Origin of the sequence: Streptomyces lomondensis (assembly GCF_014651035.1) — a bacterium.
Classification (GTDB): domain Bacteria; phylum Actinomycetota; class Actinomycetes; order Streptomycetales; family Streptomycetaceae; genus Streptomyces; species Streptomyces lomondensis.
Window position 1 is genome coordinate 749,813 of sequence record NZ_BMWC01000003.1, and the last position, 10,831, is coordinate 760,643.

Annotated in this window: 10 protein-coding genes and 1 pseudogene; 4 read left to right on the forward strand and 7 right to left on the reverse strand. The window is 71.0% G+C overall.

All coding sequences use genetic code 11. The features are described from left to right. The first annotated feature begins 68 nt into the window (after positions 1–68). The gene (locus IE255_RS14900; RefSeq protein ID WP_190050708.1) at positions 69–1,499 is read left to right on the forward strand and encodes a dihydrolipoyl dehydrogenase family protein; all 1,431 of its coding nucleotides are present in this window, start codon (positions 69–71) and stop codon (positions 1,497–1,499) included. 1 nt (position 1,500) lies between these two features. Here the strand turns inward: IE255_RS14900 and IE255_RS14905 are convergent. After that, positions 1,501–3,085, reverse strand: a pseudogene (locus IE255_RS14905) (ABC-F family ATP-binding cassette domain-containing protein). A 142-nt stretch (positions 3,086–3,227) separates the two neighbouring features. Continuing rightward, the gene (locus IE255_RS14910) at positions 3,228–3,872 is read right to left on the reverse strand and encodes a peptide deformylase (protein WP_190050709.1); all 645 of its coding nucleotides are present in this window, start codon (positions 3,870–3,872) and stop codon (positions 3,228–3,230) included. Positions 3,873–4,005: 133 nt separating this feature from the next. On the opposite strand from IE255_RS14910, the gene IE255_RS14915 reads away from it, so the two are divergent. Next, positions 4,006–5,415 (forward strand): PepSY-associated TM helix domain-containing protein, encoded by a 1,410-nt coding sequence (locus IE255_RS14915; RefSeq protein ID WP_190050710.1) that lies wholly within the window; start codon positions 4,006–4,008, stop codon positions 5,413–5,415. A 76-nt stretch (positions 5,416–5,491) separates the two neighbouring features. Here the strand turns inward: IE255_RS14915 and IE255_RS14920 are convergent, their stop codons facing one another. The 3 genes from IE255_RS14920 to IE255_RS14930 are packed head-to-tail and all read right to left on the reverse strand — an operon-like array spanning position 5,492 to position 6,827. Next, positions 5,492–5,851 (reverse strand): tetratricopeptide repeat protein, encoded by a 360-nt coding sequence (locus tag IE255_RS14920; protein ID WP_190050711.1) that lies wholly within the window; start codon positions 5,849–5,851, stop codon positions 5,492–5,494. 50 nt (positions 5,852–5,901) lie between these two features. Continuing rightward, positions 5,902–6,348 (reverse strand): winged helix DNA-binding protein, encoded by a 447-nt coding sequence (locus IE255_RS14925; RefSeq protein WP_190050712.1) that lies wholly within the window; start codon positions 6,346–6,348, stop codon positions 5,902–5,904. Next, on the reverse strand, positions 6,345–6,827 hold the full coding sequence (locus IE255_RS14930) for a MarR family winged helix-turn-helix transcriptional regulator (protein WP_190050713.1): 483 nt from the start codon (positions 6,825–6,827) through the stop codon (positions 6,345–6,347). The genes IE255_RS14925 and IE255_RS14930 overlap by 4 nt, the downstream gene beginning before the upstream one ends. A 105-nt stretch (positions 6,828–6,932) precedes the next feature. Between IE255_RS14930 and IE255_RS14935 the strand changes: the two genes are divergently transcribed. After that, positions 6,933–7,898, forward strand: coding sequence for a pirin family protein (locus IE255_RS14935; protein WP_190050714.1), 966 nt, complete (start codon positions 6,933–6,935; stop codon positions 7,896–7,898). 1,096 nt (positions 7,899–8,994) lie between these two features. Next, positions 8,995–9,450: a DUF5959 family protein gene (locus tag IE255_RS14940; RefSeq protein WP_190050715.1), complete on the forward strand. Its 456-nt coding sequence runs from the start codon at positions 8,995–8,997 to the stop codon at positions 9,448–9,450. Between the two features lie 13 nt (positions 9,451–9,463). Here the strand turns inward: IE255_RS14940 and IE255_RS39175 are convergent, their stop codons facing one another. Together IE255_RS39175 and IE255_RS14950 are read right to left on the reverse strand one after the other, a co-directional pair. After that, positions 9,464–10,258: a hypothetical protein gene (locus IE255_RS39175; protein ID WP_229906400.1), complete on the reverse strand. Its 795-nt coding sequence runs from the start codon at positions 10,256–10,258 to the stop codon at positions 9,464–9,466. Between the two features lie 99 nt (positions 10,259–10,357). Continuing rightward, positions 10,358–10,771, reverse strand: a complete 414-nt coding sequence (locus tag IE255_RS14950; protein WP_190050716.1) for a hypothetical protein — start codon at positions 10,769–10,771, stop codon at positions 10,358–10,360. Between the last annotated feature and the right edge of the window lie 60 nt (positions 10,772–10,831).

A 10,831-nucleotide genomic window follows, 5' to 3' on the forward strand; every position in this document is an offset into this window, starting at 1 on the left:
CGACCGGACACGTATTCCGCGCCCCTACCCATGTGGCCAGGGTGCACACCACCCACCAGACTGACCCCATGACGGAAACGGAAACCAACGCGTACGACGTCGTGGTGCTCGGGGCCGGGCCCGTGGGGGAGAACGTCGCCGACCGCACCCGCGCGGCCGGACTGACCACCGCGGTCGTGGAGAGCGAGCTGGTCGGCGGCGAGTGCTCCTACTGGGCGTGCATGCCCAGCAAGGCCCTGCTGCGACCGGTCATCGCCCGCGCGGACGCCCGCCGCGTGCCCGGCCTGAGCCAGTCGGTGCAGGGCCCCCTCGACGCGTCCGCGGTCCTCGCCCACCGCGACTACTACACCTCCGACTGGAAGGACGACGGCCAGGTCGGGTGGCTGGATTCCATCGACGCCGACCTGTACCGCGGCCACGGGCGGCTCACCGGCCCCCGCACGGTGACGGTCACAGGGCCCGACGGCGCCGAGCGGGTCCTCACCGCGCGGCACGCCGTCGCCGTCTGCACGGGCAGCCGCGCCGCCCTGCCGAAACTGCCCGGACTGGACGAGGTCCGGCCCTGGACCAGCCGGGAGGCCACCAGCTCCAAGTCCGTGCCCGGCCGGCTGATCGTGGTCGGCGGGGGCGTGGTCGCCACCGAGATGGCCACCGTCTGGCAGGCCCTCGGCTCGAAGGTCACCATGCTGGTGCGCGGCAAGGGCCTGCTCGCCCGGATGGAGCCCTTCGCCGGGGAACTGGTCGCCGAGGCCCTCACCGAGGCGGGCGCGGACGTCCGTACCGGCACGTCGGTGGAGTCGGTCGCCCGCGAGAACGGCGCCGTCGTGGCCGTCACCGACAAGGGCGACCGTGTCGAGGCCGACGAGATCCTCTTCGCCACCGGCCGCGCCGCGCGCACCGACGACATCGGCCTGGAGACCATCGGGCTGGAACCCGGCTCCTGGCTCGACGTCGACGACAGCCTCCGCGTCACCGGCCACGACTGGCTGTACGCGGTCGGCGACGTCAACCAGCGCGCCCTGCTCACCCACCAGGGCAAGTACCAGGCCCGCATCGCGGGCGCCGCCATCGCCGCCCGGACCACCGGGGAGACCCTCCTCGCCCAGCCGTGGGGCGCCCACGCCGCGACCGCCGACCACGCCGCCGTCCCCCAGGTGGTGTTCACCGACCCGGAGGCGGCGGCCGTCGGCCTGTCCCTCGCCGAGGCCGAGCAGGCCGGGCACCGGGTGAAGGCCGTCGACGTCGACCTTTCCTCCGTCGCGGGAGCCGGCCTGTACGCCCACGGCTACAAGGGCCGCGCCCGTATGGTCGTCGACCTGGAGGACGAGATCCTGCGCGGCGTCACCCTCGTCGGCCCCGGCGTCGGCGAACTCATCCACTCCGCGACGATCGCCGTGGCCGGCCAGGTCCCGGTCAGCCGCCTGTGGCACGCCGTCCCCTCGTACCCGACGATCAGCGAGGTGTGGCTGCGGCTGCTGGAGGCGTACCGGGACAGCTGAGTCAGGTGGACGACACCAGCTCCAGGTACTCCTCGTCCCACAGGTCCTCGTCCGCGTCCGGGAGCAGCAGGACGCGGTCGGGGCGGAGCGCCTGGATGGCGCCCTCGTCGTGCGTGACCATGACGATCGCGCCCGGGTAGGTGCCCACCGCGGCCAGGACCTCGGCGCGGGAGGCCGGGTCCAGGTTGTTGGTGGGCTCGTCGAGGAGCAGGACGTTCGCGCCCGAGTGCACCAGCCCCGCGAGGGCGAGGCGGGTTTTCTCGCCGCCCGAGAGGACGCCGACGCGCTTGCCGGCGTCGTCTCCGCCGAACAGGAACGCGCCGAGGACCTGGCGGACCTCGCCGTCGGTGAGGTGCGGCGCGGCACCCGCCAGGTGCTCGCGCACCGTCGACTGCGGGTCCAGGGTGTCGTGTTCCTGCGCGAAGTAGCCGAGGCGCAGCCCGTGCCCGTGGACCACCCGGCCGCTGTCGGGCGCGTCCTGCCCGGCGAGGATGCGCAACAGGGTCGTCTTTCCGGCGCCGTTGGGCCCGAGCACCACCAGACGGCTGCCCCGGTCGACGGCGAGATCGACGCCCCGCAGCACCTGCCGCGCCGTACGACCTGGTCAGGCTGACGGCGCCGAGCGGGATCCGGCCGCAGGGCGCCGGCTCCGGCAGCCGGATCCTGGCCGTCTTCTCGGCGCGCCGGGCCGGTTCGAGGTCCGCGAGCATCCGGTCGGCGCGGCGCGCCATGTTCCGCGCGGCCACCGCGGTCGCCACCCGGGCCCGCATCTTGTCGGCCTGGGCGTGCAGCGCCGCCGCCTTGCGCTCGGCGTTCGCCCGCTCACGCGTCCGCCGCCGTTCCTCGGCGTCCCGCCGTTCGAGATACGCGTCCCAGCCGGTGTTGTGGATGTCGAGCGCGGCCCGCGCCGGGTCCAGGTGGAAGACCCGGTTGACGGTGGCGGCCAGCAGGGACGTGTCGTGACTGATCATCACCAGTCCGCCCTGATGGGTCGTCAGGAAGGTGCGCAACCAGGCGATCGAGGCCGCGTCGAGGTGGTTCGTCGGCTCGTCCAGCAGCAGGGTGCCGTGCCCGGCGAACAGGATGCGGGCGAGTTCCACGCGCCGGCGCTGGCCGCCGGACAGCGCGCTGAGCGGCCGGTCCGTCAGCTCCGTCGACAGGCCGAGACCGGCGGCGACCCGGGCGGCCTCCGCCTCGGCCGCGTAGCCGCCGCGCGCCTGGAACTCGGCCTCGGCACGCACATAGGCGTTCATCGAGCGCTCGGTCCCGTCGGCCATGGCGGCCTCTGCACGGCGCAGCGCCCGTACGGCCCGGTCGAGGCCCCGCGCGGACAGGATCCGGTCGGTGACGGTGACCGACTGGTCGGCCGCCCGCGAGTCCTGCGGGAGATGGCCGACGTCGCCGGTGCGCACGACGGTCCCGGCGGCGGGCCGCAGGGTGCCCGCCAGGGTGTGCAACAGAGTCGTCTTTCCCGCGCCGTTGCGGCCGACCAGGCCGATGCGGTCGCCGGGGGAGACGTGGAAGGAGACGCCGGACAGCAGCAGACGCGCGCCCACGCGCACGTCGACGTCACGAACGGTGATCATGAGAAAACGCTCCGAACAAGCAAGAGGACACACGGGTGGCGTGGAAGCGGGTCCTCGGCTAGGAAATTCGGGGCGTAGACATGGACGTCACGGTAACGGAGGCGCCTGGCCGGGCGCCTCCGAATTTCAGTCGCAGCTGGCGTTACGGCAGCTCGAAGCCGAGCGCCCGCGCGGCCTCCTCCGGCGTCGGCTGCGCCCAGCGCTCCGCCACCGCCTGGTGGGACGACAGGGAGCGCGACTCGGCCCGGTCCAGATACAGCACGCCGTCCAGATGGTCCGTCTCGTGCTGCACGATCCGCGCGGGCCAGCCCGTGAACACTTCGTCCAGCGCGCGCCCGTGCTCGTCCTGCCCGGTCAGCCGCACCTCGGCGGGCCGCGCCACCACCGCCTGCCACCCCGGCACACTCAGACAGCCCTCGAAGAACGCGGCCCGCGCGCCACCGACGGGCTCGTAGGCCGGATTGACCAGCACCCGGAACGGCTGCGGCACCCGCCCGCGTACGACACGCACCTCTTCCGGCACCGGCGCCGGATCCTCGAGCACCGCGATCCTGAGCTCCACACCGACCTGCGGCGCCGCCAGGCCGACCCCCGGCGCCGCGCGCATGGTGACCCGCAGGGCCTCGACGAACCGGGCCAGCAGCGCCGGGCCCAGCTGACCGTCGTACGGCTCGGTGCCGCGCCGCAGCACCGGGTCGCCGGCCTCGACGATGGGTAACGGGTAGTCGGCGGCGAGGAGTTCCTCGACCCGCTCGGCCAGGGGTGCGCGGTCGCTCGGAGTTCCCATCGCGTCAGGATGACACGGCACCCTCCCCCCTCACGTGACACAGGTCACACGCCCTCTGCGGGAACTGAACGGCCCTCCGCTCCGACTACTGGACCGCAACGGCCACGAAGACGTCCCCCGGAGAAGCCCGCCGATGACCACCGCTCCCTCGACCGCCACGGACGAGTCCCCGCGACCAGCCACGCCGGCACCGTCGAAGAACAACTGGGCCCCGCTGCGTCCACTCGTCCTCCGCCTGCACTTCTACGCCGGGGTGCTGGTGGCGCCGTTCCTCCTCGTCGCCGCCGTCACCGGCCTGCTGTACGCCGCCTCCTTCCAGGCCGAGAAGATCGTGTACGACCACGAGCTGACCGTCCCCGTCGGCGAGCGGAAGCTGCCGATCGCCGAGCAGGTGGCCGCCGCCCGCAAGGCCCACCCCGAGGGCACGGTCTCGGCCGTACGCCCCTCGCCCGAGGACGACGCGACGACCAGGGTGCTGCTGTCCGGCGTCCCGGGCGTCGACGAGAGCCACACCCTCGCCGTGTTCGTCGACCCGTACACGGCGAAGGTGCGGGGCGCCCTCGAACAGTACGGCGCGACCGGCGCGCTGCCCCTGCGCACCTGGATCGACGAGTTCCACCGGGACCTCCATCTCGGTGAACCGGGGCGGCTGTACAGCGAGTTGGCGGCCAGCTGGCTGTCGGTGATCACGGCCGGCGGGCTGGTGCTGTGGTTCTCCCGCCGCCGTGCCCTGCGCAAGGTGCGCGGGACGAACGGGCGGCGCCGCACGCTCGGACTGCACGGCAGCGTCGGCGTGTGGGCGGCGGCCGGGTTCTTCTTCCTCTCGGCGACCGGGCTGACCTGGTCGGCCTACGCCGGGGCCACCATCGACGAGCTGCGGACCTCGCTGGGCCAGGCGACCCCGTCGGTGTCGGCCGCGGCGGGCGGTGAACACGCCGGTCACGGCTCCGCCGCCGGGCAGGCGGGGGACGCCGCGCACGGCGTGGGCCTGGACAAGGTCCTGGCGGCGGCGCGGGCCGAGGGCCTCGGCGACCCGGTGGAGATCGTGCCGCCCGCCGACGCGAACTCGGCGTACGTCGTCAAGCAGGTCCAGCGCAGCTGGCCCGAGAAGCAGGACTCCGTTGCGATCGACCCGGCCAGTGGCGAGGTCATGGACGTCCTGCGGTTCGCCGACTACCCGGTGCTCGCGAAGCTCACCCGGTGGGGCATCGACCTGCACACGGGCAGCCTGTTCGGCCTGGCCAACCAGATCGCCCTGATGCTGCTCGCGCTCTGTCTGATCCTGCTGATCGTCTGGGGCTACCGCATGTGGTGGCAGCGCGGCCGGGGCACCGCCTTCGGTCGGCCGGTCCCGCGCGGCGCCTGGCAGCAGGTGCCGCCGCAGATCCTGGTACCGCTGCTGGCGGGGATCGCCGTACTCGGGTACTTCCTGCCCCTGTTCGGCATCCCGCTGGCGGCGTTCCTCGCCGTCGACATCCTGCTGGGCGAGATCGCCTACCGGCGGGGGCGGCGGTCGTACGGGACGGGTACCCCCGCGCAGTAGCAGCCCAGCCCAGCCCCCCTTCCGGACAGAGGTGCCCGGCTCCACGCGGAGCCTGGCACCTCGGGGCACAGGGCGGTCAGTCCTGCTCGAAGTCACCCGCGAGCGCCGAGGCGATCCGCAGGTGCGACTCCGCCTCCTCGTGCCGGTTCTGCCGCTGGAGCGTGCGGCCGAGCATCAGCCGGGCGTAGTGCTCGACCGGGTCACGCTCGACGATCGTCCGCAACTCGGCCTCCGCGCGCCGCAGTTGGGCGGAGTGGTAGTAGGAGCGCGCCAGCAGCAGTCGCGGCCCGGTCTGCTCGGGCACCTCATCGACCAGCCCGACCAGGACGCGCGCGGCGGCGGCGTAGTCCTTGGCGTCGAAGAACAGCTGCGCGCGCTCCCAGCGCTCCGCCGCTGTTCCGTGGGCGTAGTACGTGGCTTCGTAGGTCGTGTTCACTGGTGGCCTCCTTCGAGGCCGTCAACCGAACCTGTTGGTTCAATATTCCACTACTTCGCGAGGGCGGCCAGCTCGGCATCGGTGCGCTGGTTGATCAGGTGCAGCACCCGGCCGGCGACGGCCAGGTCCTCCGCCGGAATGCCGTCGTAGATCCGGGCCGTGATGGGCGCCGTCTCACCCGTCGTCGTGGCGTACAGCTCCCGCCCGGCGTCCGTGATCCGCACGCCCGACGCCTCGTCCGGGGTCAGCAGCCGCGCGGCGATCAGTTCGTCGATCACGCCGTGCGCCTGCGCCGCGCCGATCTTCAGCGCGCCGCTGACCCCGTCGACGAGCTGCTCGCGCTCGACCGGCCCGTCGGCGACGGCGGCCAGCCGGAGGGCGACGGACTGCGGGAAGGTGACGCCGTGCCGGGCCAGCACGTTCTCCAGGAGGGCGCGGCCGGCGTAGTGGGCCAGGGCGATGACGCGGGGGCCGAGCGGGCGTGCGGTGGTGGTCATGACTGCTCCGTCTCGTTCTCGCTGAAGGGGTCAAGAGGTGCGTCGAGCAAGGCCGTCAGGTCGCGCCTGAACTCCCGGGTGCGTGCGCTGTCGAGGCCGCCGAGCGGCTCCAGGAGCTGCTGCAGGAGCCTCTCGACGACCTTGATCGCCCGCCCGGTGACCTCGCGGCCCTGCGTGGTGAGCGCGAGCTGCACCGCGCGCGGGTCGCGCGGGTCCCGGGTGCGCTCCAGCAGACCGGCGGCCTCCAGTGTGCGGGCGAGCTTCGACACGTAGAGCGGCTCCAGTCCGGTGTGGTCGGCGAGGCGGCGCTGACTGGGGCGCTCGCCGTTGCGCTGCATGCCGTACAGCGAGGCCACCAGCGAGTACTGCGCGTGGGTGAGCCCCAGCGGCGCCACCGCACGGTCGACCGCGACCCGCCACTTCATCGAAAGCCGCCACACCAGGAAGCCGGGCGTCGCGCCCTCGGAACCTTTGCTCATGGCGGAAACAGTACATGGCTACTATGTACATGACTACTATTTTTCTCGGCACCCTGGTCACGGCCCGGCCGACGGGCGGGCCTCGGCCGGACTAGGTTGTGCGGCATGAGCAATCTTGAGCGCGAGGCGGTTCCCGCCCTGTGCGGTGGCCGCGGCTTCGTGGTGGCGGAGCCGGTGCGTGAACTCCTCAGCCCTCGCCAGGTCAGACTGGGCGAGTCCAGCGAGGTCCGCCGACTGCTGCCCAACCTCGGCCGCCGCATGGTCGGGGCCTGGTGCTTCGTCGACCACTACGGCCCCGACGACATCGCCGACGAGCCCGGCATGCAGGTGCCGCCGCACCCCCACATGGGTCTCCAGACGGTGAGCTGGCTGCACGAGGGCGAGGTACTGCACCGCGACTCCACCGGCAGCCTCCAGACGATCCGCCCGCGCGAACTGGGCCTGATGACCTCCGGCCGGGCGATCAGCCACTCCGAGGAGAGCCCCCGCTCGCACGCCCGTTTCCTGCACGGCGCGCAACTGTGGGTCGCCCTGCCCGACGGCCACCGCCACACCGAGCCGCGCTTCGAGCACCACGCCGACCTGCCGGTCGTCACGGCGCCCGGTATCAAGGCCACCCTGATCCTCGGCGACCTCGACGGCGCGACCTCGCCCGGCACGGCGTACACCCCGATCGTCGGCGCCGACCTGGCCCTGACCCGAGGCGCGGACGTACGCCTGCCCCTGGAACCGGACTTCGAGTACGCCGTCCTGTCCATGTCCGGCGAGGCCCACGTGGACGGCGTCCCGCTCCTGCCCGGCTCGATGCTCTACCTCGGCTGCGGCCGCGCTGAACTGCCCCTGCGCGCGGAGTCGGACGCGGGCCTGATGCTCCTGGGCGGCGAGCCGTTCGAGGAGGAACTGATCATGTTCTGGAACTGGATCGGACGGTCCCAGGAGGAGATCGAGCAGGCCCGCCAGGACTGGATGGAAGGCTCCCGGTTCGGGGAGGTGAAGGGGTACGACGGTGCTCCACTGCCCGCACCGGAACTGCCACCGGTGCCGTTGAAGCCGCGGGGAAGGGTGCGCTGACCTGCGGAAACGCTTGAGCATTGGTGGCCGCGGGTCGGAAGACGGTCGGGCCGTTCTCGCTGTCTTCCACCTGCTTGCCGGAAGGCGTCCAAACAGCCGGCTGGCTCAGGCCGGTGCGGTTGGCGATTCCACGGTGTGGCTGTCTGTGGGTGGCTGTGGCAGGACTCTTGCTGACCCAATGCTGACTTTGCTGACGCCTTGTCAGGCACGGATGCGAGGTCCTTTTCCCGGCTCAGCGCATGTGCAGGCGTTTGCAGGTTCGGTGGTGTCCGGACCGATGCTGACCCGGCTGGCGGTCGAGTCAGGCGTTGCGGAGGGACGGCGTCGCTCACACTGCCGCCTTGTTGCGATTCCAAAAGATTCCGATGTCACCGCTGTCTGTCGGCAGCGCCGCTCGTGTCCGATCCGAAAAGCGCTGCGCCGGAGAGGGGCCAGCAGGTTCTTCGTCTGTTGGTGGCACACCGTAGGCGCGGCTCTGACCAGCTCGAATCACGGGTCCGAGGCGCAGTTGGCGGACTCTGGTCCGCGTATGGTCCGGATCTTGGACGTGAGCTGGGTCGGGATCGGTCGGACAGAGGGGCATGGCAGGCGGTCCGTGATTCCGCAAGGTGAGAGACGACGTGATCTTCTTGAAGTCGTCTAGCGAGAGGACCTGACCTGCACCGATATCACTGAACCAGTCGCTGACCTGGGCTGATCCATCTTTCTGGATCTTTCAGATTCGTACAGGGCTACGCAGCCGATTCTCCCCACGCGCTCCCCAGAGCCGCCCATACTCCCCAGATTCTCCCCAGAGAACCTCCCCGCCAGTGGTCGAGAGGGCATGTCGGAAGGCGACTTTCCAGGTTACGAAGAGTGGTCAGGGCAGCAGGTGCATGGCCAGGGCGTGGAAGAACCCCCGCGCGCGCGGGGGTTGTCCGCGCGTCATCCGGTGCGGCCACAGTCTCCGGCCGTCGTCCCCGCCTGCGCGGGGGTTGTCCGTGGGCGCACTAAGAACTCCGAACAGAATGATCAGCGCCCGTTCTCCCCGGGAGCTGCCCTGCCGAGGACGTGTGCATGATGAGTCGGCACATACACACGGCCCAGGGGACATGACATGACCGAGCACGGTCCGATGGACCTCATCCACCTTGCTGATGAAGAGAAGAGCGTGATCGTTCGGGTGGCGGGGCCAACAACCGGAGTGCTCCCGTGGGACGGCTGCCTTGACGTCGACATCGTTGTGGCCAGCGAGTTCGCGAAGGGCCACCTCACAGAGGTGTGCCTGCTGCCCGAGGACCTGGACGATTGGGCAGAGGCGCTCGAACTGCTTGCCGAGGGCCAGCCGGTTCGCTGGATGGACGACGGTCGAAACCCGGAGATCCGAATCACGCCGGAGGGGCCGTACATCTCCCGCGGCGAGGTCCTCAACGCGATCGAGGTGGTGGTGAGGGACACCACGGCGTCCCTCACCTCGGTTTGCGTATTGGTGCGCCTGCCCGCCGACTGGGTCGATGCCCAGCGTCTGCGACTCGCCCAGGTCCGCGCCGCGTGGCCCTTCGGGCAGAGTTGAGGACGGGAGGCTCTCAGTTGCGGGTGGCGGCGTCACGGGCGATGAGGCGCCTCCAGCAGATGAGCACGCAACCGAGCGTGAGGAAGGCCTCGTGGATGTCGTCGCGTATCTCCCAGCGGATCCGCAGGCGGCGGAACCAGTGCAGGTGGGCGAACGCGCGCTCCACGACCCAGCGTTGGGTGCCCAGACCGGAGCCGTGCTCGGTGCCTCGGCGGGCTATGACCGGCTTCACGCCGAGGTCCCAGACGAGCCGGCGGTACTTGTCGTGGTCGCAACCGCGGTCCCCGAGTACGACGTCCGGGCGGCGCTTGGCGCGGGTGCCTTCGACGTTCTTCGGCAGCAGTTCGTGGCCGAGGGCTTCGCAGACGTCCTTGGCCCGTAGCGGCCCGGTCGCGTGGTTGAAGGCGGCGAGGATGCGGGGGTAGTCCGGGTGCTCGGGCAGGTCCGGCGTGTCGGCCGGGAGCCGATCGGCGAGGCCGGTGACGGTCGTGCGGGTGATCGCGAGGTGCTCCAGGTGCGTCTCGGCCTCCCGCAGCCGGGTCTGCAGGTCGTCGATCTGTGCGCGCAGGTCGTCGGCCAGGGTCCGGGTGGCGTCTTCCTGGAGGTCAAGGGCCTCGAGCAGGGGCTGGAGACGGTCCCGTCGTCCCGCCGGGCGGCGAAGGATCGCGTTGACGATCTCCCGCATGTCGTAGGCGCCCTGGTGGCCGCTGACCGAGCGGTGCCGGTCCTTCCATGCGGTGATCACCGGCTCGATCAACGCCCACTGCTCGTCCGATAAGTCGCTCGGGTACGGCTTGCGTTCACTCACCCGGTCACATCACCAGATCAACAAGCGCGGACCGGCAGATTCTGCCCCGCAGCCACACCATCAGGCGACAGCAGATCCACTCAAAGAGTCATGAACCCGCTAAGAGTGTGATTCACCCAAGCCGGGCGTCCCAAGACGGTTGAAGCCGGCGAGCCGCGGCGAGACGACGAAGGGGAAGGATTCGCCATCGGGGGTCTTGAGGGCCGCCACGATGTCATGGTCCGGTGCACCGAATATCTCGAAGTGCTGCACGGTGCAGTGCTCCATTACCTCGCGGATGTACGGATCCGAGAGCCGCCAGTGGGCGCGGATGGCATCGGAGTCCCGGTAGAGCTGGAAGCTGTGCGCCAGCATCCGCTCCTCGTCGATGAAGACCTCGACCATGAGCTGAGGGCCGTGCTCTTGAGCGAATGCCACCGCTTGCGCGATGGCGCGCCGGAAACCGTCGAGGTGACCGTCCGTGATGCGCATGGTATTGCGGAAGAGAATGGTGCTGCTCTTTGCGATCTCCATGCGCCGAGTGTTGCGCCTCAACCAAGGTTGAGGTCAAGGGTGCAGCTCAGCCGGGGAACG

What these genes read in the sequence shown, in the direction of transcription:
- IE255_RS14900 (WP_190050708.1), top strand. Translation starts at nt 69, where the DNA reads ATGACGGAAACGGAAACCAACGCGTACGACGTCGTGGTGCTCGGGGCC.
- IE255_RS14910 (WP_190050709.1), bottom strand. Translation starts at nt 3,872, where the DNA reads ATGGGAACTCCGAGCGACCGCGCACCCCTGGCCGAGCGGGTCGAGGAA.
- IE255_RS14915 (WP_190050710.1), top strand. Translation starts at nt 4,006, where the DNA reads ATGACCACCGCTCCCTCGACCGCCACGGACGAGTCCCCGCGACCAGCC.
- IE255_RS14925 (WP_190050712.1), bottom strand. Translation starts at nt 6,348, where the DNA reads ATGACCACCACCGCACGCCCGCTCGGCCCCCGCGTCATCGCCCTGGCC.
- IE255_RS14930 (WP_190050713.1), bottom strand. Translation starts at nt 6,827, where the DNA reads ATGAGCAAAGGTTCCGAGGGCGCGACGCCCGGCTTCCTGGTGTGGCGG.
- IE255_RS14935 (WP_190050714.1), top strand. Translation starts at nt 6,933, where the DNA reads ATGAGCAATCTTGAGCGCGAGGCGGTTCCCGCCCTGTGCGGTGGCCGC.
- IE255_RS14940 (WP_190050715.1), top strand. Translation starts at nt 8,995, where the DNA reads ATGACCGAGCACGGTCCGATGGACCTCATCCACCTTGCTGATGAAGAG.
- IE255_RS14950 (WP_190050716.1), bottom strand. Translation starts at nt 10,771, where the DNA reads ATGGAGATCGCAAAGAGCAGCACCATTCTCTTCCGCAATACCATGCGC.